The 22,821-nt window shown below is 64.3% G+C and carries 25 protein-coding genes and 1 riboswitch; of the genes, 9 read left to right on the top strand and 16 right to left on the bottom strand.

Annotated elements, in window-relative coordinates; genetic code table 11:
* Window positions 1-402: a DUF1636 family protein gene (locus KYE46_RS07705; protein WP_219004696.1), complete on the bottom strand. Its 402-nt coding sequence runs from the start codon at window positions 400-402 to the stop codon at window positions 1-3.
* Between the two features lie 32 nt (window positions 403-434).
* Window positions 435-632, bottom strand: a riboswitch (cobalamin riboswitch).
* An 82-nt stretch (window positions 633-714) separates the two neighbouring features.
* Here KYE46_RS07705 and cobO point away from each other — a divergent pair.
* On the top strand, window positions 715-1,323 hold the full coding sequence (gene cobO / locus KYE46_RS07700; RefSeq protein WP_219004694.1) for a cob(I)yrinic acid a,c-diamide adenosyltransferase: 609 nt from the start codon (window positions 715-717) through the stop codon (window positions 1,321-1,323).
* A gap of 45 nt (window positions 1,324-1,368) precedes the next feature.
* The gene (locus KYE46_RS07695; protein WP_219005058.1) at window positions 1,369-2,814 is read left to right on the top strand and encodes a cobyric acid synthase; all 1,446 of its coding nucleotides are present in this window, start codon (window positions 1,369-1,371) and stop codon (window positions 2,812-2,814) included.
* Here KYE46_RS07695 and pcaD read toward each other — a convergent pair.
* The 4 genes from pcaD to KYE46_RS07675 form a co-directional block, all read right to left on the bottom strand.
* Entirely contained in the window at window positions 2,809-3,606 is a 798-nt protein-coding gene (gene pcaD, locus KYE46_RS07690; protein ID WP_219004692.1) for a 3-oxoadipate enol-lactonase, read from the bottom strand. The two genes, KYE46_RS07695 and pcaD, sit on opposite strands and share 6 nt — an antisense overlap.
* The gene (locus KYE46_RS07685; protein WP_219004690.1) at window positions 3,606-4,724 is read right to left on the bottom strand and encodes an LLM class flavin-dependent oxidoreductase; all 1,119 of its coding nucleotides are present in this window, start codon (window positions 4,722-4,724) and stop codon (window positions 3,606-3,608) included. Before KYE46_RS07685 ends, pcaD begins: the two co-directional genes overlap by 1 nt.
* 185 nt (window positions 4,725-4,909) lie before the next feature.
* Window positions 4,910-6,226 carry a TRAP transporter large permease gene (locus tag KYE46_RS07680; protein WP_219004688.1) on the bottom strand — a complete coding sequence of 439 codons (1,317 nt, stop codon included), beginning with the start codon at window positions 6,224-6,226 and terminating at the stop codon, window positions 4,910-4,912.
* A gap of 11 nt (window positions 6,227-6,237) precedes the next feature.
* Window positions 6,238-6,762, bottom strand: a complete 525-nt coding sequence (locus KYE46_RS07675) for a TRAP transporter small permease (protein ID WP_219004686.1) — start codon at window positions 6,760-6,762, stop codon at window positions 6,238-6,240.
* Window positions 6,763-7,000: 238 nt separating this feature from the next.
* On the opposite strand from KYE46_RS07675, the gene KYE46_RS07670 reads away from it, so the two are divergent.
* From KYE46_RS07670 to KYE46_RS07660, 3 genes are all read left to right on the top strand, one after another.
* Window positions 7,001-8,077, top strand: a complete 1,077-nt coding sequence (locus KYE46_RS07670; protein ID WP_219004684.1) for a C4-dicarboxylate TRAP transporter substrate-binding protein — start codon at window positions 7,001-7,003, stop codon at window positions 8,075-8,077.
* A gap of 89 nt (window positions 8,078-8,166) precedes the next feature.
* Window positions 8,167-9,051, top strand: a complete 885-nt coding sequence (locus KYE46_RS07665; RefSeq protein WP_219004682.1) for a polysaccharide deacetylase family protein — start codon at window positions 8,167-8,169, stop codon at window positions 9,049-9,051.
* On the top strand, window positions 9,048-9,587 hold the full coding sequence (locus KYE46_RS07660; protein WP_219004680.1) for a cupin domain-containing protein: 540 nt from the start codon (window positions 9,048-9,050) through the stop codon (window positions 9,585-9,587). The genes KYE46_RS07665 and KYE46_RS07660 overlap by 4 nt, the downstream gene beginning before the upstream one ends.
* A 13-nt stretch (window positions 9,588-9,600) precedes the next feature.
* Here KYE46_RS07660 and KYE46_RS07655 read toward each other — a convergent pair whose 3' ends face one another.
* The 7 genes from KYE46_RS07655 to KYE46_RS07625 form a co-directional block, all read right to left on the bottom strand.
* Entirely contained in the window at window positions 9,601-9,984 is a 384-nt protein-coding gene (locus tag KYE46_RS07655; protein ID WP_219004678.1) for a GFA family protein, read from the bottom strand.
* A gap of 73 nt (window positions 9,985-10,057) precedes the next feature.
* Complete coding sequence (locus KYE46_RS07650; protein ID WP_219004676.1) at window positions 10,058-10,681, bottom strand: glutathione S-transferase family protein; 624 nt, start codon at window positions 10,679-10,681, stop codon at window positions 10,058-10,060.
* A gap of 18 nt (window positions 10,682-10,699) precedes the next feature.
* Complete coding sequence (locus tag KYE46_RS07645; RefSeq protein ID WP_219004675.1) at window positions 10,700-13,075, bottom strand: xanthine dehydrogenase family protein molybdopterin-binding subunit; 2,376 nt, start codon at window positions 13,073-13,075, stop codon at window positions 10,700-10,702.
* Entirely contained in the window at window positions 13,072-13,542 is a 471-nt protein-coding gene (locus tag KYE46_RS07640) for a (2Fe-2S)-binding protein (protein WP_219004673.1), read from the bottom strand. The genes KYE46_RS07645 and KYE46_RS07640 overlap by 4 nt, the downstream gene beginning before the upstream one ends.
* A gap of 2 nt (window positions 13,543-13,544) precedes the next feature.
* On the bottom strand, window positions 13,545-14,363 hold the full coding sequence (locus KYE46_RS07635; protein ID WP_219004671.1) for an FAD binding domain-containing protein: 819 nt from the start codon (window positions 14,361-14,363) through the stop codon (window positions 13,545-13,547).
* Window positions 14,364-14,463: 100 nt separating this feature from the next.
* The gene (locus tag KYE46_RS07630) at window positions 14,464-15,069 is read right to left on the bottom strand and encodes a TetR/AcrR family transcriptional regulator (RefSeq protein ID WP_219004669.1); all 606 of its coding nucleotides are present in this window, start codon (window positions 15,067-15,069) and stop codon (window positions 14,464-14,466) included.
* A gap of 56 nt (window positions 15,070-15,125) precedes the next feature.
* Window positions 15,126-15,617, bottom strand: coding sequence for an OsmC family protein (locus KYE46_RS07625; RefSeq protein WP_219004667.1), 492 nt, complete (start codon window positions 15,615-15,617; stop codon window positions 15,126-15,128).
* Window positions 15,618-15,713: 96 nt separating this feature from the next.
* Here KYE46_RS07625 and KYE46_RS07620 point away from each other — a divergent pair, with 96 nt between their 5' ends.
* Together KYE46_RS07620 and KYE46_RS07615 are read left to right on the top strand one after the other, a co-directional pair.
* Window positions 15,714-16,670, top strand: a complete 957-nt coding sequence (locus tag KYE46_RS07620; protein ID WP_219004666.1) for a cyclase family protein — start codon at window positions 15,714-15,716, stop codon at window positions 16,668-16,670.
* 12 nt (window positions 16,671-16,682) lie between these two features.
* On the top strand, window positions 16,683-17,267 hold the full coding sequence (locus KYE46_RS07615) for a glutathione S-transferase family protein (RefSeq protein WP_219004664.1): 585 nt from the start codon (window positions 16,683-16,685) through the stop codon (window positions 17,265-17,267).
* On the opposite strand, the gene KYE46_RS07610 is transcribed toward KYE46_RS07615, so the two are convergent.
* Complete coding sequence (locus tag KYE46_RS07610) at window positions 17,264-18,457, bottom strand: FAD binding domain-containing protein (RefSeq protein ID WP_219004663.1); 1,194 nt, start codon at window positions 18,455-18,457, stop codon at window positions 17,264-17,266. The genes KYE46_RS07615 and KYE46_RS07610 overlap by 4 nt on opposite strands.
* 155 nt (window positions 18,458-18,612) lie before the next feature.
* Here KYE46_RS07610 and KYE46_RS07605 point away from each other — a divergent pair, with 155 nt between their 5' ends.
* Together KYE46_RS07605 and KYE46_RS07600 are read left to right on the top strand one after the other, a co-directional pair.
* Window positions 18,613-19,173: a carboxymuconolactone decarboxylase family protein gene (locus KYE46_RS07605; protein ID WP_219004662.1), complete on the top strand. Its 561-nt coding sequence runs from the start codon at window positions 18,613-18,615 to the stop codon at window positions 19,171-19,173.
* Complete coding sequence (locus KYE46_RS07600; protein ID WP_219004660.1) at window positions 19,170-20,120, top strand: SLAC1 anion channel family protein; 951 nt, start codon at window positions 19,170-19,172, stop codon at window positions 20,118-20,120. Before KYE46_RS07605 ends, KYE46_RS07600 begins: the two co-directional genes overlap by 4 nt.
* Here the strand turns inward: KYE46_RS07600 and KYE46_RS07595 are convergent.
* The 3 genes from KYE46_RS07595 to KYE46_RS07585 form a co-directional block, all read right to left on the bottom strand.
* Window positions 20,117-20,797: an SOS response-associated peptidase gene (locus tag KYE46_RS07595; protein WP_219004659.1), complete on the bottom strand. Its 681-nt coding sequence runs from the start codon at window positions 20,795-20,797 to the stop codon at window positions 20,117-20,119. The two genes, KYE46_RS07600 and KYE46_RS07595, sit on opposite strands and share 4 nt — an antisense overlap.
* A gap of 44 nt (window positions 20,798-20,841) precedes the next feature.
* On the bottom strand, window positions 20,842-21,009 hold the full coding sequence (locus KYE46_RS07590; RefSeq protein ID WP_219004657.1) for a hypothetical protein: 168 nt from the start codon (window positions 21,007-21,009) through the stop codon (window positions 20,842-20,844).
* A 180-nt stretch (window positions 21,010-21,189) separates the two neighbouring features.
* Window positions 21,190-22,788, bottom strand: coding sequence for a bifunctional metallophosphatase/5'-nucleotidase (locus KYE46_RS07585; protein WP_219004655.1), 1,599 nt, complete (start codon window positions 22,786-22,788; stop codon window positions 21,190-21,192).
* Between the last annotated feature and the right edge of the window lie 33 nt (window positions 22,789-22,821).

Raw genomic sequence — 22,821 nt, 5'->3', positions numbered from 1 at the left:
TCAGGCCTCCTTTTTCGTAACGGGTGGAATGCGCGCGATGCAGTTGCGTTTGAAGTGCTCGGGGCGCGAACGCCACGGGATCAGGCCGTCGTCGGTCTCGTGATAGAGGGCGATGCCCTCGGCCAGCATGTCGGGATGCGACGATTCAAGGAAATTTCCGTAAACGTAGGTCCAGCGGGCATCGCCCCCGCGGATCGCCACCGAGCAGCCGCTGTCACAATTCTGCAGGCATTCCATCGGGCGGATCGTAACGCCCTCGGGCATCTCGCGCTGGATCAATTCATCGTAGAGCTTCTGGCCCGGCCGCGCGCCATCCTCGGGCGCGTCGAGGCCACGCAGGCATTTGACGCAGACCAGCACTTCGGTCTCGGCGCGATTTGCGCTTTTTTCTGGGTTATCCATCGGTCCTCCTCCGGGGCACCCCGCCCGGGACATAAGTTGCGTTGCCGATGGCAGGTCTCCTGGCTCACGGGTCGTCACGGGGCCCTGCGCCTTCCCGAATTCAGCGTGAATCCAGTGGCATACCCAGGGTCGCTTGCCGCTTACAGTTGCGGGGGCAGCCGCGGTATCGCACCGCGTTCCCTCTTAGGCCATTGGCTTTCGCCGCAGGCACCATCGGCCAAGACCCTGTTCATGGGTCTGCGGGCTTGTCAATCGGCGCATTAGCCGCCAAGCCTTCCGAATGCCGCCCGAACGCCCGCAAGGAGAGACCCGATGAGCGACGACAACGCCCGCCACGCCGAGAAGATGCGCAAGATCAAGGCCGCGCGTGACAAGATGATGGAGACCAAGACCGAGGAGAAGGGTCTGATCATCGTCCATACCGGTCCCGGCAAGGGCAAATCGTCCAGCGGCTTCGGCATGGTCATGCGCGCCATCCAGCACGGCATGGGCTGCGCCGTGGTGCAATTCATCAAGGGCGACCGCGACACCGGCGAGAAGAGCTTCCTGCGCGAGCGTTTCGCCGAGGAATGCCGGTTCTTCGTCTCCGGCGAGGGCTTCACCTGGGAGACCCAGGACAAGGAGCGCGATATCGCCGCCGCTCAGGCCGGCTGGAAGATCGCGCAGGAGCAGATTCTCGATCCGGCCATCGACTTCGTGCTGCTCGACGAGATCAACATCGCTCTGCGTTACGACTACCTCGATATCGACGAGGTGGTGGACTTCCTGCTGCACCAGAAACCGCGGATGACCCACGTTTGCCTGACCGGGCGCAACGCCAAGCCCGAGCTGATCGAGGCCGCCGATCTGGTGACCGAGATGACACTGGTCAAGCACCCCTTCCGCGACGGCGTCATGGCGCAGAAGGGCGTCGAGTTTTGATGCTCTGCCATCGGGATCTCGCAGCGGCGCGTGCGGACTGACCCCATGACCCGCGCGGTGATGATCCAGGGGACGGGCTCCAATGTCGGCAAGTCGATGCTGGTGGCTGGCCTGTGCCGGATCGCGCGGCAGCGCGGCCTGTCGGTGGCGCCGTTCAAGCCGCAGAACATGTCGAACAATGCCGCCGTCACCGAGGACGGGGGCGAGATCGGGCGGGCGCAGGCGCTTCAGGCGCTGGCTTGCGGGCTCGCGCCCCATACGGACATGAACCCGGTGCTGCTGAAGCCGGAATCCGAGACCGGGAGCCAGGTCGTCGTGCAGGGCAAGCGGCTGACGACCGTGCGGGCACGGGAATATGCGCGGCTCAAGCCACAGCTTCTGGTATCGGTGCTGGAGAGTTTCGAGCGGCTCAAGGCGCGGCACGATCTGGTGATCGTGGAAGGCGCGGGCTCTCCGGCGGAGGTGAACCTGCGCGCTGGCGATATCGCCAACATGGGCTTCGCGCAGGCGGCGCAGGTGCCGGTAGTGCTTTGCGGTGACATCGACCGGGGCGGCGTCATCGCGCAGATCGTTGGCACCAAGGCGGTAATCTCGCCCGAAGATGCGGCGCTGGTGCGCGGCTTCATGGTGAACAAGTTCCGTGGTGATCCGCGCCTCTTCGACGAGGGCTACCGGATGATCGAGGAACACACCGGCTGGCGGGGATTCGGGGTCGTCCCGTGGTTCGCCGAGGCCGGGAGGCTGCCGGCGGAGGATGCCCTCGACATCACCACGCCTGTGCGGTCCGAGGGGCTGCACGTGGTCTGCCTGCGGCTCTCGCGGATCGCGAATTTCGATGACATGGACCCGCTGGCGCAGGAGCCGGAGGTGCGGCTGACCATGCTGCCGCCGGGTGCTGCGATCCCCGGCGATGCGGACGTGGTCATCATCCCCGGCAGCAAGTCCACCCGTGGCGATCTCGCCTTCCTGCGCGCGCAGGGATGGGACGTGGACCTCGCCGCGCATCTGCGGCGCGGGGGGCATGTTCTGGGGATCTGCGGCGGCTACCAGATGCTCGGGAAAACAGTGGCCGACCCCGAGGGCATCGAAGGCCCCGCCGGGATCGACGCGGGCCTCGGGCTGCTGGATGTCGCCACCGTGATGACCGGTGACAAACGCCTGACGCAGGTGAGCGCGGGACATGCCGCCTCGGGCACGGCCTTCAGCGGCTACGAGATCCACATCGGCCGGAGCGAGGGCGCCGATTGCATCCGGCCCTTCGCGCTGATCGAGGGCGCGCCCGAAGGTGCCACGAGTGCCAACGGCAGGGTCAGCGGCAGCTATCTGCACGGCATGTTTCGCGATGACGGGTTTCGCCGTGCGTGGTTGGCTCAATTCGGCGTGGCGCAGAGCCTCAGCTACGATACGACGGTCGAAGACACGCTGGACGCGCTCGCGGCGCATCTGGAGGGCGTGATGGATATCGACGCCCTCCTCAAGGTGACCCTATAACCCGAGGAACTCCGCGATCGCGGCGTTGAAGGCCTCGGGCGCATTGATGTTTGCCACATGGGCCGCATGGGGCACCTGTTTGTAGACACCGCCCGGCGTCGCATCGGCCATCTCCTGCATGACCGCGGGGGCCGCGCCCATGTCCTGATCGCCGCCGACGAAGAGGATCGGCGCCTTGGCTTCCGGCAGACGGCGCAGGCAATCGAGCTCCTTGAGCGCGTGACAGCAGGCGATGTAGCCCTGCGGGTCATTCGACAGCACCATCTCGCGGACCTGTGCCAGACGCTCGGTGTTGGCGTTGCGCCAGTCTTCGGTGAACCACGAGGCGAGCGTGCCTTCCACGATGGCCTCCAGCCCGCCCTGCTCCACCGCGGCGATGCGACCGTCCCACATCTCCTTGAACGGAGGCGGAGCGTCGGCGCGGCCATCAGCACAGACGACGCGGGTGATCCGGTCGGCGTGATCGACGGCGAGGCCCATTCCGGTCATGCCGCCCATGGACAGGCCCATGAAGGCGGCCTTCTCGATTTCCAGCGCATCCATCAGGGCGATCACGTCGGCGTTGAGGTCGGCGAATGTCGTCGCCCCGCCCACCGTGTCGCTGCCGCCATGGCCCCGCGTGTCGTAGCGCAACACGTGATACTTCTGCGTCAGCAGGTCGATCTGCTCGTCCCACATCGTCAGGTCCGCGCCGAGGGAATTGGAGAGGATGATCCAATCCTCCCCGCGCCCGTCCATGCGCGTGTTCAGCTTGTGGGTGCCGAGGTCGATCCGGTCCTTGCGCTCCAGCATCAGGCTGCTCCCTCCTTGGCGTGAACCGAGCTGGCTTCGGCCGCGTCGATGGCGGGCTTCACCCGCTCCGCCAGCAATACCATGTTGCGCCGCGCAAGCTCGGGGTCGGCCCAATCCTTGCCGGCCACAAGCAAGGTGCCGAATTGGCCGGTCTCCTCGCGGAAGGACAGAAGCTCGTCGGCCACCTTGTCCGGCGTGCCCCAGATGATGAGCCGGTCGCAGACGTGATCCAGCGTCACCTCTTCATCGGGCTGGTCGCGGTGTTCCTTGAACAGGTTGATGCGGCCGTGCTTCTTCAGCTTGGTGAAGAGCTGGTTGTAATAGAAACGGTAGGGGCTGTCCGGGTCGGTCGCATAGGCGCGCGCGGTGTCCATGTCGTCGGCCACGAAGACAGATTTCGCCACGCGCCAGTTGGCCATGTCCGCCGGACGACCGACGCGCTCGCACCCCTCCTTGTACTTCGGCCAGTGCGAGGCCACCCACTGGGGCATCAGGAAGTTGGCCGAGATCGGGTCCCATCCGCGCGCCGCCGCCTCTGTCACGCCTTTCGAGAAGGGCGCCACGGCGGTGACAACGATGGGCGGATGCGGATCATTCTGCAGCGGCTTGGGCATGATGCCCTGGCCGATTTCCGTCATCTCGGTGCGCTCGGTCGAGATGTTCCAATATTTGCCCTCGATGTTGTAGGGCGCGTCGCTGGACCAGATCTTCAGGACCGTGTCGATGCACTCGAGGAACATCTCCTGTCGGTCCGCGTCGAGGTTGCCGAAGACTTCAGCGTCCGAGGCGAGGCCGCCGGGCGAGATGCCGAAGTTGAACTTGCCGTCCAGCATGTGATCGAGCATCGCGACCTGTGCGGCCACATTGGCAGGATGGCTGTTGGGCAAGTTCACCGTGCCGGTGCCAAGCCGCATGTTCTTCACCGCGGATGCCAGCGAGGCGATGAACATCGTGCAGCTCACGATCTGCTCGGCCTTGTCGGTGACATGCTCGCCGACATAGGCCTCGGTGAAGCCCAACTCGTCGGCCAGAAGAAACGCTTCGCGGTCCTCGGCGAGGCACTTGCGCCACTCCTTGTCGATGGGATGAATTGGCATCGTGAAGAACCCGAGGTCCATGGCTGCTGTCTCCGCTTCTGGTTACTGCCCCACGATATGACCGGGGGACCGCGTAGGGAAAATCAAAAGGAATCGGCGGACCCATTAGAAAAGTTGATAGGCCGCAAATTCGGGATGTGATCGGCAAAGGCCCCACCGCGAACGGCAGGGCCCTTGGCAATTCGTGAACCGGCGCAGGGGCCGTTCTAGAACATGATCGAGGGCAGCCATGTCGCGAGGCTCGGGATGAACAGCACGATCAGGGCAGCCAGAAGGATCAGCACGAAGTAGGGTGTCGAGCCGATGAAGATCTCGCCCAAGGTGACCGAGGGGTCGGGCACGGCTCCCTTCACGGTGTAGACCAGCAAGCCGAAGGGCGGCGTCAGCAGGCCCGCTTCGATCACGAGGATGCCGAAGATCGCGAAAGCCACCTGGTCGATGCCCAGAACCGCGGCGATGGGCGCGAAGATCGGCACCGTCAACAGGATGATCGAGACCGAGTCCACCAGCATGCCGAGGATGATCCAGATCACCATCATCAGCGCGATGATCATCCACGGCTCGGCGCCGAGATTGAAGAACAGCCCCTGGATGAAGGGCACCGCGCCGCCGATGGCGAGAAGCCGCGAATACATCTGCGCGGTGATCAGCAGGAACATGATCGGCGCGGTCGTCCGCCCGGCCTGATAGATCGCGTCGAGGATCTCGGCCCCACGCATTCCCTTGATCAGCCCGATGATGAAAGCGCCGATGGCGCCAAAGCCCGCAGCCTCGGTCGGGGTGAAGAAACCCTGCCAGATGCCGCCGATCACCAACATGATCAGCCCCAGAATGCCGAGGCCGCCGATCAGTTCCGAGCGGATCTCGGCGCGGGTCAGCGGCACCAGTTCGGCCTTGAAGGACGGTGCGATCTCGGGCTTGTGGGCGACGGAGATGATGACATAGGCGGCGAACATCAGCGCGAGGATGACCCCCGGAATGATCCCGGCGATGAACAGCGCGCCGACGCTGAGCTCGGTCAGGATCGCCCAGACGATGAGCAAGACCGAGGGCGGGATCAACATGCCGAGACAGGCGGAACCGGCCACGGCCCCGAGGGCGAAGGTGCGCTTGTAGCCGGCGCGCTTCATCTCCGGGTAAGCGATGCGCGAGAAGGCCGCCGCGGCTGCGATGGAGACGCCGGTCACGGCTGCGAAGACCGTGTTGCCTGCGATCGTCGCAATGGCGAGACGCCCCGGCAAGCGCTTCAGGGTGCGGTCACAGATGCGGTACAGATCGCCCGCCGCCCCTGATCTTGATATGAAATCCCCCATCAGCACGAAGAGCGGGATCACCACGAAGACATCCTTGCGCACCGCCTCGTAGGCCGTGTTGCCAAGGATCGAGATTGCAGCCTCGAAGCTGCCGAGCATCAGGAAGACCCCGAGCCCGGAACAGACCGCGAGCGCCACGCCGATGTGTGTGCCCAACAAGATCAGCAGGATCAAAAGACCCAACATCCAAAGGACGATATCGCCTCCCATAACGTATCCCCTCAGTGAATGTGCACGGGCGCCATGGCCCCCGGCGCTTCGATTTCGTTTTGAAGTTTGCCGCGCCAATCGAGCACGATCATGTGCAGGTAGGCGAAGGCGGTGAAGGCCGACATCACCAGCACCGCGCCGCGCACGGGCCAAGTCGGCACCCGGAGCGAGCCTTCGCCCTCGTATTCACCAATGCGGTAGGCGTCGATGAAGCTGTCGCTCGTGCTCCAGACCAGCGCGATGAAGACGCCGATGCCCAGAAGTGCCGAAATCGTGCGCAGGATCCGCCGGAACAGGGCCGGGACGGCATCGGCAAAGACAGAGGTGCGCAGCATCGAGCCGGAATAGATCGCGAGGGGCAATTGCAGGAAGGCGATGGAGACGACCGAGTTCTGAAGGATCTCTTTCGTTCCGGGCACCGGGGCGCCGAATAATTGTCGGCCCATCACGTCGGCGAAGATCAACAACGCCAGTGCCATGGTCCAGAATGCGGATATCAGGTGGATACCCCGTGATAGCTTGATCGGCACGCCCATCAGACCCTCCCCGTCTGTCGCTTGCTGCAATTCCAGAGGACGCTAATGAATCACGGCAGCGGGTCAAGAGCTTATTTAGCGACCGATAAATAACGACACAGGACGCTTGACCGATTTGAAATTTTGTGAGGAGATATGCGTGATTAGCAGTCGATAAATAAGGGATGCACCCTTGCGCGCCCTCCAACGACGGGGCCGACCGCTGACAGCACTATCGTCTTCATGGGAGGAGAAAACAATGAAAACTACATCGATCTTGCGGGGCACGGCCCTTGCAGCGGTGACGTTGTCCATCGGCGCGGGAGCGGCGCTGGCGGACGATTTCACACTGCGCATCGGCGCCGGTCACCCGAACGGCCCGGCGGTCTACGTGGCTGACGTCGCGGACTTTTTCGTACCCGAAGTGGTGCGCCGCGTAGAGGAAGAAACCGACCACACGATCACCTTCGTGGAGGGCTACGGCGGCTCCATCGCGGGCGTGGCAGAGACGTTGGAGTCGGTCGAGAACGGCATCCTCGACATCGGCGCCTATTGCGCCTGCTTCGAACCGGCGAAGCTGTTCCTGCACAACTTCCCCTACTACGCGCCCTTCGGCCCTCAGGATTCGGATCAGCAAATCACCGCGGCGCGCGCCGTCTACGATCAGGTGCCATGGCTGGAGGAACAGTTCACCTCTGAATACGGCCAGGTGCTTCTGGGCCTGCATGGATGGGACAATTACCACCTCGGCACCACCGACCCCTGGGAGACGGTCGATGACCTTCAAGGTGTGAAGATCGGCGGCGCCGGTCCGAACCTGCCGTGGCTGGAATTCGCGGGCGCTACCCCGGTGCAATCGACGCTGCCCGATGGCTACCTGTCGCTTCAGACCGGTGTCTATAACGGCTGGCTGATGTTCCCCTCGGCCTACCTCGGCTTCCGCTTCTACGAGCCCGCGCCCTATTACACCCTGATCGGGTTCGGCGCGATGGGCGTGAACGTTCTGACGATGAACGAGCGCAGCCTGAACAACCTGCCCGAGGACGTGCAGACGATCATCCGCGAAGTTGGTGCGGCCTACGAGGCTCAGGCCGGCGCATCGCTGAACGCACGCCAGGCCTCGGGCCTGACCGGTCTGGAAGAGGCTGGTGCGACGATCTCGGAAATCTCGGCCGAGGTGCGCAGCGGTTGGGCCGAGTCCCTCGCCTCCTTCCCGAGCCAGCAGGCCGCCGAGGCCGATGGCCGCGGCATGCCGGGCACCGAAGTGATGCAAGCCTACCTCAATGCAGTGGGTGAGACGGGCTACGAGTGGCCCTACGAATACACCGTCGAGTAATCGACGCGACCCGAAGGGCGGCCTGAACGGGCCGCCCTTTTTTTGTTCAAGCCCATTCGAGACCCTCCTTTTCAGCCGGAGCATCCGCCATGGCCCTGTCCGATCGCATCCCCTACCAAGCCATCGTCGACCGACCCAAGCTGCGTCTGCCCGGCGGCAAGCGTGTCGCGGTTTGGGTCATCGTCAACGTCGAGGAATGGCGCATCGAAAAGCCGATGCCGCGCACCGTCCTGCCGCCTCCGATGGGCCAGCCGCTTCTGCCGGATGTCCCGAACTGGAGCTGGCACGAATACGGCATGCGCTCGGGGTTCTGGCGGCAGTACAAGGCGCTGGTCGACCGCGGCATTCCCGCCTCGCTCGCGATCAACGGCAATGTCTGCGACAGCTACCCCCGCGTCGGCGAAGCCGCGCTCGAGGCGGGATGGGAGTTCATGGGCCACGGCTTCCTGCAAGGGCCGATGCACAAGCTCGACGATCAGGAGGGCGCGATCAAGGCGGCGCTCGACCGGATCGAGGCCTTCTGCGGCACCCGCCCCCGCGCCTGGGAAAGCCCCGGCCTGACCGAGACCGAGGAAACGCTCGACCTGCTGCGCAAGCACGGTGTCGAATACGTGGCCGATTGGGTGATCGATGATCTGCCGCAGGACGTGGAGACCCCCTTCGGGCGCGTCACCACCCTGCCCTATACCGTCGAGACCAACGACATCGCGGTCTACGCTTTGCAGGGCCACCGCTCGGATGAATTCCTGACCCGCGGCCGCGATCAGTTCGACCGGCTCTATGCCGAAGGCGCCGACAACGCACGGGTCATGGCGATCTCGGTCCATCCCTACATCACCGGGGTGCCGCACCGGATCAGATACCTCGAAGAATTGCTCGACTACATCGGCGGTCATGAGGGCACCGAATGGATGACCGCAAGCCAGATTGGCGATTGGTACCGTCAGGAAATGCAGCAGATAGAAAGGGAATGACCATGGAGATCAAAGACCTGAGCATTGCAGAGATGCAGGAACGCGTGGCCCGCTACCGCGAACTGAAAGCCTCACCCCAGGCTTTCGTCGACACCCGCATCCCCGAATACGAGCGCGACATCTACAACGTCATCGGGCGCGGCGTGACCGAGGACGCGGGCCTTGCCCCCTCCATCACCGACTCGCGGTATTTCAGCATCACCTACGTGGGCGCCGAGCCCGGCAAGGGCGCCGCGCTCCACGCCCATGAAACCATCGAGGTGTTCATCCCGCTGGTGGGCCGTTGGGCGGCTGTCTGGGGCGAGGATGGCGACAAGGAGATCGAGCTTGATCCCTTCGATGTCATCTCGTTTCCGCCCGGCATCTACCGCGGTTTTCGCAATATCGGAGACAGCCACGGCATGCTGATGGCGATCATCGGCTCCAAGGAGACAACCGGTGATGGCGGCCGCGTCGCCTGGGCGCCCTCGATCCTCGAGCAGAGCCACGCCACCGGCCTGAAGGTCAACACCGAAGGCGACCTCGAAGAAGGCTAGGTGGCGGGCGGCGTCAGGCCTCGGGGGCCTCGCGGTTGCGCCGATGCGTCGTTGTCCCTTCGACCGGCGGGAGCCAGCTTTCCCGCCGTTCGCACCAGACCTCGTAGGTGGGCTGGAAGCGGCCCGGCGCGTCGAAGGCGCCGAGGTGAACCTCCACCTCATCGCCCGTTCGCGCGAAGACGGAGCTGCCGCAGGTCGGGCAGAAGCACCGTCCCTGAAAGGCGCTGAACGGCCCCTCGATCACCACGGCCTGTGCCGAAAAGATCGCCGCGCCGTAGAAGAGCGCGCCGTGGTGTTTGCGGCAGTCGAGGCAATGGCACAGCCCGACCCGCAGCGGTGCGCCCGTCGCCGTGACGCGGAGCGCGCCGCAGAGGCAGCCGGCTTCATGTCGATCCATCATCCCTCCCCCAGAACGCAAAACGCCGGGCAATGGTCTGCCCGGCGCGTCTTTCCTGTCAACAGCTGGCGGCTCAGTCTGCGCCTTCCAACTCGCGGTTCGCCTTCACCGAGGGGCGCTGCTTCATCCGCTCGTAATGCGCTTTCACGTTCGGCGGCAGGTCCCACCCGGCCACATCGGCGGCCCAGTATTCGTTGTAGTAAAGCGCGGTGTCGGCGATGGTGAAAGTGTCGCCCATCATCCATTCCTTGCCCTCCAACTGCTGGTCCACCACGTCCAAAGCCGCCAGCATCGCATCCTTGCCACGCTCCTTCAGCTGTTCGATCGCCTCGGGAATATCCGAGTAGGCATCGGGCCGGCGGTACATCCGCCATGACAGCATGTGGACGGTGCCGATGACGAAATCCATCGCCTCGAGCGTGCGGATCATGCCCTCGGTATCGGTGGGCATCAGGTTCTTCTCGGGGTTCTCGAGTGCCAGATACATGGCAATGGCGGCATATTCCGTGATGACGCTGCCATCGTCGCGGACCAGCGCGGCCACTTTCCCCTTGGGGTTCAGCTTCAGGTATTCCGGCGTCTTCTGCTCTTTCTTGGAGAAATCGACGATCTTGAGGTCATAGGGAAGGCCAAGCTCTTCCATCAGAACGTGGATGCCGACGGAACAGGTTTTCTTCGCGTAGCAAAGGGTCGTCATGGGGTCTCCTTCAATGAATTAAACGGTGCCGAGAGCTTTCAGGATGCGCTCGGGCGTCATGGGCATTTGGTGGATCTGCGCGCCGAGAGGGCGCAGGGCGTCGTTGACGGCGTTCATCAGGGCGGCGGGCGCGCCGCCGGTCCCCGCCTCGCCCGCGCCTTTGGCGCCGAGTACGCTGGTCTTGGTCGGCGTCTCGACATGGGCGATGGTGATATCGGGCATCTCGAAGGCCATCGGAACGAGGTAATCGGCCATGGTTGCATTCTCGAACTGACCGTCCTCGGAATAGATGCATTCCTCGTAGAAAGCGCCGCCGATCCCCTGCACCACGCCGCCGCGGATCTGGCCGTCGACCAGCTTGGGGTTGATGACCCGGCCGCAGTCCTCCACGGCCCAGAAATTCAGCACTTTCACGAAGCCGGTGTCGATGTCGAGCTCCACCTCGGCCGCCATGGCGGCATTGGTGAAGACGAAAGGAAAATCGGTGACGCGGTAGTGGCGCGTCGCCACCAGCTCCGGCGTCAGGTCCGAGGGCAACTCGTTGCCGCGATAATAGACCGTCCGGGCAAGATCGCTCAGGGTGATGCGCTGCGTTCCGTCGGTATCGGTCACGTGACCGTCCTGAATATCGAGGTCCTCGGGTTTGGCCTGCAGGATCACTCCCGCGACAGCCAGCACCTGCTCCTTCAGCGCATGGGCGGCCTGCAAGGTCGCCTCGCCGCCGATCCCGGCCCCGCGCGAAGCCCATGTCCCGCCCCCGTAGGGCGTCGTTTTCGTGTCGCCGGTGGTGACCTTCACACGCGCCATGTCGACGCCGAAAACGCCCGCCGCGATCTGCGCAAGGATGGTGTTGGTCCCCTGCCCCTGCTCGGTCACCGAGGAGGACACATGCAGTGCGCCGCCCGCGTCGAGCCGGATGGTGGAGCCGTCCTGACTGGCAATCGGCGCGCCGCCGATGCCATAGAACATCGGGCTCGGATTGGTCACTTCGATCATCGAGACGAGCCCGATGCCTCGGTGGACACCTTGCGCGCGCAGCTCGGCCTGTTCCGCGCGGCGCGCGTCGTAGCCCATGGTCTCGATCAGCGTGTCGAGGGTCTTGTGATGGGACAGATCGTCGAGCTTCATGCCGGTGGCCGATGTGCAGGGATATGCGTCGTCGCGGATCAGGTTGCGGCGACGGATTTCGACCACGTCCATGCCGATCTGATGCGCCGCTTCCTCCAGCAGGCCATCGGCAACCGCCATCGCAATGGGATGACCCACGGCGCGGTACTGGCACATCAGGTTCTTGTTCTGGAACACCACCTTTGCATTGGCGCGGTAGTTGTCGAAATCATAGGGCGCGCCGGTGAGGTTGAGGATCTGGTTCGCCTCGATCGCGGAGGTGCGGGGGTACATGGAATAGGGCCCGATGCCGGTCACATCGTCGAACGCCAGGGCGGCGATCCGCCCCTCGCCCGTCACCGCGATGCGGCCATGGACGACGTGATCGCGCGCGTGGATATCGGTGAGGAAGCTTTCCAACCGATCCGCCACGAATTTCACCGGTCGCCCAAGCAGTTTTGCCGCCGCGGCAGTAGCGATCTCGTCGCCGTAGGTGTGGATCTTGATCCCGAAGGAGCCGCCAACATCATTGGAGATCACGCGCACGTTTTCTTCAGGCAGCCCGAGATGCTTGGCGAAGATGAACTGCATCATGTGCGGCGCCTGACCGGAGTAATGGCAGGTCAACAGGTCTTCGGAAGGATCGTATTCCACCACGCTGGCGCGGGTCTCCAGCGTCACGCCGGTGTGGCGGCCGAAGCGAAAGGTCCGCTCGACCACCGTGACATCGTCACGGGCGAAGGCCGCGTCGGGATCGCCCGCCTCGACGGTCCGATCCCAGGCGAGATTGTTGCCAAGGTCGGCGTGGATCACCGGCGCGTCAGGCTCCAGCGCGCGCTCCATGTCCGTGGCTGCGGGCAATTCCTCGATATCGACGTAGATCATGGCCGCGGCATCCTCGGCCAAGGCGCGGGAGGTGGCGACGACCATCACCACGGGCTCCCCCGTCCAACGCACCGCGTCCACGGCCAGCGGCATCTGCGGTGCCGACCGCAGGCCCGCAAGGTGACTGAGGACGCCCACGTAGGGCTCCACATGCTCCGCCAGATCAGCGCCGGTATAGAGCGCGATGACGCCGGGCATCTCACGCGCCTCGTCCAGATCGATGGAGAGAACCTTCCCGTGCGCCACGGGCGAGCGCACGAAGGCGGCGTGCACCATGCGGGGCAGTTGGATGTCGTCCACGAACTTGCCGCGTCCCTGCAGCAAGCGCTTGGCATCAGGGCGGTCGACGGGCTTGCCGATATAGCTGTTGGGCTTGTCGAAGATCGTCCGGGGGCCGCTCATGCGCTCTCTCCCTCGATCACGTCGCAGACGGCGTCGACGATGGATTGATAGCCGGTGCAGCGACAATAGTTGCCGCTCAGATGTTCGCGGATCGCAGCGCGGTCGGCTTGGCCTCCGGCCTCCACGTATTCCAGTGCCGAGGCCATCATGCCCGGCGTGCAGTAGCCGCATTGCAGCGCGTTGTGCTCAACGAAGGCCGCGCGCAGGGCTTCGGCCCGGTCGCCATAGCCTTCCACCGTAGTGATCTGCGCACCGTCGGCTTGGACCGCCAGCATCAGGCAGCCGCGCACCATGGCGCCGTCGACCTCCAGCGTGCAGGCGCCGCAGACGCCATGCTCGCAGCCGACGTGGCTTCCGGTGAGCCCCAGGGTGTTGCGCAGGAAATCGACGAGGTTCTGGCGCACGGGCACGGCGGCAGCCGTGGTCTCGCCGTTGACGGTAACCGAGATGTTCGCGGTGTCTGACATGGCTACAGCGCCTCCAATGCGCGGGTCAGGACGACGCCCGACAGGTGCTGTTTCGTGGCTTCGCCCGCGTTCAGATCGCCGGCGAAGGGAAGCTCCGAGAGGGCTGCAACGGCCTCTTGCACGCCGCCGCCTGCGTCCAGCACGGCTTCCGCCCCGGTGGCGCGCAGGGCGCGGTCCGAGATCGAGAAGAACGCGATGCGGTGCGACCCGTCCCGGCGCGCCACCGCGACGCCGGCCATGGCGTAATCCCCGTGGCGGCGGGCGAGCTCATAGAATGAAAAGCGGTCGGTTTCCGCTGCGACGGGGATGGCGATTTCGGTCACCAACTCGCCCTCCTCCAACGCGGTGTCATACATGCCGAGAAAGAAGTCCGTCGCGGCATGGGTCTTGGTCCCCGTGGGCGACTGCACGGTGATCTCCGCATCAAGGGCGAGCAGCAGCGCAGGCATCTCGGCCGCGGGATCGGCCAGCGCGACCGAGCCGCCAATCGTGCCGCGATTGCGCACGGCGGCATGGGCGATATGCGGCAAGGCCAACGCCAGAAGGGGCACGCATTCCGCTACAAGATCCGAGCGCACAAGCTCCACGTAGCGTGTCATGGCCCCGATGCGCAAAACCTCTCCGTCCCGCTTGATGCCACGCAATTCATCAAGCGCCGAGAGGTCTACCAGCGTGCCGGGTTGAGCGAGGCGGAAGTTCATCATCGGCATCAGGCTCTGCCCGCCCGCCAGAGGTGCGGCGTCACGATCCTCGTCGCCAAGCAGTGCCAGAGCATCCGCAACCGAGGCAGGACGTTCATAGCGGAAATCAGCAGCTTTCATCGATCCTCCCCCAACGGTTAACCAATACCGTCGGGTCTAATTTATCGATCTATAAATAACAAGCAAGCACATTCTTCCGGCAGTGCTTGCGACCAATAAATCAAGGGGATGAGGCGTCGCGGATTACCGCGATGTGGCCCAGGAAACCGTCGATCGCGGTCTCGATCACGAAGCGTTTGTTGGTCAGCTTTGCGTTCTCGTAGATCAGCTTGCGCACGCCGTAGTAGTAGATGCCGCCGTGCATGATCCACGCGGCCTCGACCTCTTCATCGGTGGGCGTCAGATCCTCCAACCCCTCCTCGAACCGGTTTTCCGTCAGGATCGGCTCAAGGATGCGCTCCCGGACCAGTTGCATGTACCGGCGGTTGATATCGACGCCCTTCAGGCCGGAAAACAGGAAGATCCGCATCCAGTCGTTGTGAAACACGACCTCCGTATAGGCGTCGTAAAAGTCGACCAGACGCTCGCGCAGCGGTATCGAGCGGTCGGCCAGCAGGACGCCCCATTCATCCTGCCACCGCTTGACGTAGACCGCGTCGTAGACCTCGGCGATCAGGTCGTTCTTCGAGGGAAAGTAGCGATAGAGCAGAGGCTGCGTCACCCCGAGACGCCGGGCCAATTCGCGGGTCGAGGATTCGAACCCCTCCTGCGCGAAGAACTCGATCGCCTTGCTGATGAACTCTTTGCGCCGCGCCTCCGATGACATCCTGCGGCGCGGTTGCGCGTCATTTTCGGGCGGTGTTTGGGGATCAGATTTCGTGGTCACGCATCATGCCATTCATTGTCGATTTTGAGCCGGTGCCCCACTATGACCCCTTCCGCGAGACTTTGCTCCAGAAAACAGCCCTTCTTCGCGGCATTCAATAGGTTGCGTTGCTCTTCGGCATTGGCATCGCTGTCGAGATCCACATCCAGCGTAAATGCAACGGGATGGGTGACATAGGGCGCGTTGCCCTCCTGCTCGCCTTTCCAGTGCAGCCGCGCGTTGACCTCGACCCCGCGCAGATCGATCTTCAGCCGTTTGGCGAAGGCGCGGATCTGGGTCATCAGGCAGCCGGTGAGCGCGGCGGTAAACAGCGCGAGGGGCGGAGGTGCTGTCCCGTCGCCGCCGTGGAACGGGCCTTCATCGGTGGCCAGCTCGAAGCTCTCCTTCATCATCGGCCATTCCACCGAAATGTCGTTGCGCATCTTGCCCGAAGCGACGCCCTTTCCCTCGAAGATCACGTCGAAGGTTTTTGTGCTCTGGTCCGCCATGAATTACCCCTGTTGCTAGATCGTCAACTCGACGCTAGCATCTATTTATCAATCGATCATTAGTAAAATTTGCACGCCGCTTGGGAGGGCAGCACCATGGCCAAATTGACCCGTCAGGATATTTACGACACCGCGAAAGAGCTTTCCAACTGGGGGCGTTGGGGGGACGACGACCAGATCGGCACGCTGAACAACGTGACGCCCGAAGACGTGGTCGCGGCGGCGGGATTGGTGCGCAAGGGCAAGACCTTCGCGCTTGGCCTCGACCTGAAGGAGCAGATCCAGTCGGGCCTTTTCGGGGGTCGCTGGAACATGATCCACCAGATGCTCGCCACCGGCACGGATGCCGTGCAGGGCGAGCAGGACGGCGACGGCAAGGCCTACCTGCGCTACGCCGATGACGCGATCAACCTGCCCTGCCAAGGCAGCACGCAATGGGATGCGCTCTGCCACATCTTTCTCGACGACAAGATGTACAATGGCTACCCGGCCACGGATGTGACGGTGAACGGCGCGAAGCGGCTCGGGATCGAGCACGTGCGCGACAAGATGGTGGGCCGTGGCGTCCTGCTGGACATCGCGCGCTGGAAGGGTGTCGACAGTCTCGACGACGGGTATGGCATCACCAACGCCGATCTCGACGGCTGCGCCGAGGCGCAGGGGGTGGAAATCCGCAAGGGTGACTTCGTGATCGTGCGCACCGGCCATCAGGAACGCTGCCTCGCCAAGGGCGATTGGGACGGCTACGCCGGAGGCGACGCGCCAGGGCTGTCGTTCGAGACGGCCCGCTGGATCAAGGCCCATGACATCGCCGCGATCTGTGCCGATACCTGGGGCTGCGAAGTGCGCCCGAACGAGACGGACGAGGCGAACCAGCCGTGGCACTGGGTTGTCATTCCCGCCATCGGCATCTCCATGGGCGAGATCTTCTACCTGAAGGAACTGGGTGAGGATTGCGCCGAGGATGGCGTCTACGAGTTCCTCTTCACCGCGCCGCCCCTGCACATTCCGGGCGCAGCAGGCTCGCCGATCAACCCGCAGGCGATCAAGTAGAGGGGTGGTGCGATGATCCTGTGGGGGCGGCCCAGTTCGGTCAACGTGCAAAAGGTGCTCTGGGCGCTGGCCGAGCTATCGCGCCCCTTCGAGCATCGCATCGTCGGCGACAAATACGGTGGCACGGATACGCCGGAATTTGCCGCCCTGACCCCGGTGCCGCGCGTGCCGGTCCTGCAGGACGGCGACCTCGCGCTGTGGGAAAGCCACGCGATCCTGCGCTATCTGGCGGGGGGCGTGCCGCCTCTCGCCGATCAATGGATGGAATATGCGACGTCCAGTTTGCAGCCCGCCTTCATCCGCCTGTTCTACGAGCGTGTCCGCACACCTCCGGCGAAGCGGCAGGGAAATGCCGCGGAGCTTGAGGCCGCGTTTCAAGCCGGGCTCGCCCCTCTGGAATGGCAGCTTGAGAAGACATCGTGGCTTGGCGGGGAAAGCTTCGGCATGGCCGATATCGCGGCAGGTGCGATGATGTATCGAGCGCACGATATGGGCGTCTCGTTCGGCCCGGAAGTCGCGCGCTGGTACGGGCAATTGTGCGAGCGCGCGGCCTACCGCGAGATCGTGATGACGTCATACGAGGAACTTCGCGGCTAGGGGAAATCGGCCACGGCGGTCAGCCGGATGATCTCCTCCATATGTGCATTGTTTCGTCCGTCCGTCGGATCGCCCGCCTCCGGAACCTGCTTCATGTAGCGCCCGAGCAGCTGCGCGCGCTCATAGGCCGCCTGTGAAGCTGGCACGCGCTCATCGGAATAGGCCTGCAACCCCGCCGCGACGTCGCCCGCCACATGCTCTGCCAAAGCCAAGGCATCCTGCGCCGCTTTCGTCACGCCCATCCCCACGTGGGGCCGCGCGACACAGGCGGCGTCGCCCGCCAGCGCCACGCGGCCCCGCGCGAAGGTGGGGGAGAGGTGGTCATAGATCGGCGTGAAGAAGGGGCGCTCGCTCTTGTCGAGGATGTGGCAGAAAACGTCCGGCAATATCCGCGCGGCGGCACCTTCGATCCAAGAGACCACATCATCGCGCACAAGGGGCGGCGGGATCGAGATCGCATGGGTCTTGCCGTCCGCGTCGGTGAGCAAGTCGGCCAGATCCTGCGTCGAGACCGGCACGTACCAGACAAAGTTGTAGCGCCGATGGCCCGGGCGCAGGTCGTTGTTTTCACCCGCGATCGGATAGCCCACGATCTGGGTGCCGGCGGGCATGAACATGCCGAAGACATCGAAGATCCGGGCGCGCATGTCGGCAGACAGCTCTGCCTCCTGCGCCAGCGCGCGCCAGACGACATATCCCGCGTAGGCGGGCTGAACCTTGGGCAGCATCTGCGCGCGCACGGCAGAGCGGAAGCCGTCCGCGCCGACCAGCAGATCGACACGGTCCCGGGTGCCGCTGGCGAAAGTGAGAGAGACCCCTTCCCCATCGTCGGCGTAGCCTGTCAGCGTCTCTCCCAGATGGTAGTCAGCGTCTGGGATCATCCGGCGCAGTGTCTGGTGCATGCGGTCCCACGAGGTGACGACCTGCGGATAGGGCAGCGTGTGGATCCTCTCGCCTTCGCGATCGAAGACCACGCGGTCGTGGACCTGCACGCCCAGATCAGCGGTGTTCGCGCCGACGCGGTCCAGCGCGTCGAGAAGCTGCGGATGGGTCACAATCCCCGCGCCGCGCCCGGACAAAGGCGCGCGGGCGCGCTCGTAGACCTTGACGTTCCAGCCCGCATTTCGCAGCGTCACCGCCGAAAACAGACCGCCGATGGAGCCTCCGATTACTGCTGCTGTTCGCGCCAAATTTTGACTCCCCCTATACCTTACCTCCGTTCTTATTTATCACTCTATAATTAAAAGGCGAGAGCTGCGCGGCAATTGTGTCATCGATCCATGTGCCGAGAGCCCTTGCCGCCCACCCATTCGCCCGCTCGGGCCAGCCTGCGCAGGAGCGCCACATGTCAGATCCCAAACTCGCCCCCCTCTCCGCCTCGGCCTGGCCCGACGTTCTGGCCGACCTCGAAAACGGATTCGCGGGACAGCTGAACGTCTATCGCACCATGGCCCATCACCCGGCGCTGGTGCAGGCGTGGGCCAATCTGCGGCAGCATGTCGTGCTGGATACCAGCCTTGGGCGTGACCGCTCCGAAGTCGTGATCCTGCGCGCCGCCGTGACACTGAACTCCGACTACGAATGGTCGCACCACGTCCATCGCGCGCGCGCCCTCGGGTTTTCCGACGCCCGCATTGCCGCGCTGCGCGGGCCGACCTCCGACATGAACGCCGAGGATGCCGTGATCGCCGGCGCCGTCGACGAGGTTCTGGCCTTGGCGCGCCTCACCCCCGGCACGCTCGCCGCGCTCACCGATCTTGTGGGCTCGAAGGGTGTCCTCGACCTGTTCGCGACGGTCGGGTTCTATTCCACCCTTGGCTTCATCGTGAACACGTTCTCGACGCCCATCGACGACGAGATCGCCCAATCGCTGCAGGCAGACCCGTTGGAAGCCACGGCGCAATGACCGCAGGCGTCCACAGCAAGCTTGAGCACACGCCGATCAGCTTTTTCACCACCGCCATGGGCGCCTTCGGCCTGTCGCTGGCCGCGCGCGCGGGCGGGTTCGAGGTGGCCTCCTCGGTAGTTGGAGCCGTCGCGACGGCGTTGCTGGTGATCCTGTTCGCCGTCTTCGCGCTCAAGTTCCTGCGTCACCGCGCGGCCGTGGTGGCCGAGTGGAGCCATCCGGTCAAACTCGCGTTCTTTCCCGCCGCGAGCATTTCGCTGCTTCTGATGGCGTCGTTCCTGCATCCCATCGCGCCAGAGGCGGCGCGGCCCGTCTGGCTTCTTGGCGCAGCACTTCAGGGCGTGCTGACGGTGGTGGTCATCTCCGCCTGGATCAGCCACCGCGCCTTCGGGCCGGGGCAATTGTCGCCGGCGTGGTTCATCCCCGCGGTGGGCAACGTCATGGCGCCCTTTGGCGGCATTCCCTTGGGATACATCGAGTTCAGCTGGTACTTCTTCGCGGTCGGCATCCTGTTCTGGCTGGTGCTGCTGACGCTGGTCTTCAACCGCCTGATCTTCCACGATCCGATGCCGGGCAAACTGCGGCCCACCATCGTCATCCTGATCGCGCCACCGGCCCTGGCGTTCCTCACCTGGGTGCAGTTTCACAACGGCAGCATCGACGCCGCCGCGCGGGTGCTGATCAACCTGGGCTATTTCTTCACCGCCCTCGTGGCATTGCAGATGCCCGCGATCCTGCGGCTGCCATTCGCGCTTTCGTTCTGGGCGCTGTCGTTTCCCTTGGCCGCAATTACCATCGCCAGCTTCCGGTTCGCCGAATTGACCGGATCGCTCGTGCATCTGGTGATGGGCTACGGATTGCTGGCTGTTCTGGCGATCGTGCTGGCTGTGCTGACCGTCCACACCGCGCGCGCAATCGTCAGCGGCGCCGTGTTCCAGCCCGATTAGGCAACCAGAGGCTCGATCAACTCGGGCCCGTCGGCGCGGTTGGAGTTGACGGCGCGGTCCACGCGCCAGCGCTGGAACGTGTCGGTCGGCGCCGGGCGCATCAGCGGGGCGGCTTTTTCGTCGTTCTCGCCCAACCACGTCGCCCAATCGTCCTCTGCCACGACCACGGGTTCGCGGTGATGGGTCTCGGCCATCCAGTCCGATGCGCCCGTCGTCACCACCGCGCAGGTGGTGAGCGGCGCGTCGCCCTTGTCCCAGACCTGCCAGATGCCGGCGAAGACCATCGGGCTCCCGTCCAGGCGCGAGAAGTACCACGGCAGGCGGGCGTCATCCTCGCCTTTCGTCCATTCATAGAAGCCTGTGGCAGGGATCAGGCAGCGCCGCGACCGCACGGCCGAGCGAAAGGCGGGTTTCTCTGCAATGGTCTCGGCGCGCGCGTTGATCAGCAGGGGGCCGTCGTTCGGCTTCTTGTACCAATGGGGAATGAAGCCCCACCGCATCGGCCTGAGCGCGCGCTGCGGGGCGTCGTCGCCCTCCGCACTGGCGGTGACCGCGGCGACAGCGTTGGTCGGGCAGACATTGTAATTGGGGACCGGGGGCAGGTCGTTTGCCGGCGCGGCCTGAAACAGCCGCGCCATGGCATCATGGGGATGGGTCATCGTCATACGGCCACACATGGGCTTAATAGACCCTGAAATGTGACGCAGGTAAACGGCGCGTCTTAGCGGCCATAAACGCTGCGCAGCGCGATCTTGTGAGCGTCTTCCGGGTGCATGCCCAGATCTTCCACGGCGAATTCCACGGGAAGAGCCGAAATCTCGGCGACGGTACGGTTGTAGGCAGCCCGTTTTCGGGCGGCGTTGCGAAGGTCTTTGAACAGATTTGCCATTGGGGCAGCTCCTTTTGAGCCAGGTGTTTCAGGTTCGTGCTCCCAATGTGATAGCGCTAACAGGATCGACCAGAGGCCGTATCGACAGACCCGCCTTGCGCCCCACGCATGGCCAAACGAAAACCGGCGCGGGTTTCCCCACGCCGGTTCAAATCGCTTAAATTTCAGACGATCCGAGGATTACTCGGCCGCAGTGATGCGTCCGTCGGTGTAAGGCTCGTAGGTGCCTGCCTCCGAGATGTAATCCGCAACCACCTGCTCCAGACCCGGACCAAAGTCATAGGCATTCTCGGCCGTGGTGAAGCTGGCATAGCCGTCGCCGCCGCCGCGCATGTAGTTGTTGGACACGACGCCGTAGGTGGCTTCCGGGTCCAGCGGCTCGCCGGCGATCTCGACCGAGACGATACGCGAGCCCGGCTCGGCGGAGGGATCATAGGTGTAGGACATGCCCGAGACCTGCGGGAAGCGGCCCGCGCCCTCTTCCACGGCGCTCACACCATTCTCCAGCGCTTCGATGATGCCCGCGCCGGTCAGCTGGAAGGTCGCCAGCGTGTTCTGGAAAGGCAGCACCGTGAAGACCTCGCCCATGGTGATCTCGCCTGCATCGATGGTGGCCCGCAGACCGCCGCCGTTCTGGATCGCCACGTCGATGCCCTGATCACGCACACGCTCGAGCATGGCGTCGGCCACCAGGTTGCCCATCGGGCATTCCATCGCCCGGCAGGTCTCGCGCGAGCCGTCGATGATGTCCGAGGATTCGCCGATCACGACCGACATGGCCTCTTCGATCGGGCCGCCCAGCTCGGCCACCCGCGCCGCGATCTCCGGGTCCGGCGTGACGGAGGCGTCGAGCACCATGGTGTCGCCCGAGGCGTAGACCACGTTGCCATCGTCGTCGAAGGTCACCTCGAGGTGGCCCAGGTACTTGGAGTAGGCGTAGGCCTGCACGATCGGCACGAAGGCGCCGTCGGGGTTGGTGGCCATCGTCGGATAGGCGCCTGCGCGGTCGGGGTCGGAAGACGACAGGTAGGTGTGCGAGTGGCCGCCCACGATCACATCGATCCCCGAAACGCCCTCGGCGATGCGGATATCCTGCGGCAGACCCACATGGGTCAGCGCGATGATGATGTTCACACCCTGCTCGGTCAGCGCATCGACATCGGCCTGCAGCGCCTCGATCTCATCCTGGAAGATGATGCTCGGCCCGGGGGAGGAGGTTTCCGCCGTATCCACCGCCAGCGCCGAGACGATGCCCACCTGCGTGCCGTTCACGTCGAGCACCACATGATCGGGGATCATCTCGTCGGTCAGCACGTTGGACTGCGACAGGTCGAGGTTGCCCGAGATGATCGGGAAGCTCGTCATCTCCACGAACCGCGCGAGGTTCTCGGGGCCGTCGTCGAATTCGTGGTTGCCCACGGCCATGACGTCGAAGCCGATCGCCTCCATGAACTCCGCTTCCACGTCACCCTTGTAGGTCGTGTACATCAGCGAGCCCTGGAACTGGTCGCCCGCGTCGAGCACCAGCACGTTCTCGCCGGCCTCTTCCAACTCGCCGCGCAGGGTGTTGATCGCGGTGGCCACGCGAGCGACGCCGCCAAAGCACTCCCCCGCCGCGTCATCTTCGGCGCTACAGGTCGAATCGAAACGGTTGATCGGCTGGATCCGGCTGTGCAGATCGTTGATGTGCAGAAGGTGCAACGTCGTGTCCGCGGCGGCAGGTGCAGCCACAGCAAGACCCGCCAGCATCGCTGTGGAGCCTAGAATACGAGAAAGCATGGAATTCTCCCCAAGTTATTGTTGAACTGATCG

The organism is Gymnodinialimonas ceratoperidinii, from assembly GCF_019297855.1.
GTDB lineage: Bacteria > Pseudomonadota > Alphaproteobacteria > Rhodobacterales > Rhodobacteraceae > Gymnodinialimonas > Gymnodinialimonas ceratoperidinii.
The sequence above is the reverse complement of the archived record's forward strand: the minus strand, read 5'-3'. Positions and strand labels throughout refer to the sequence as shown.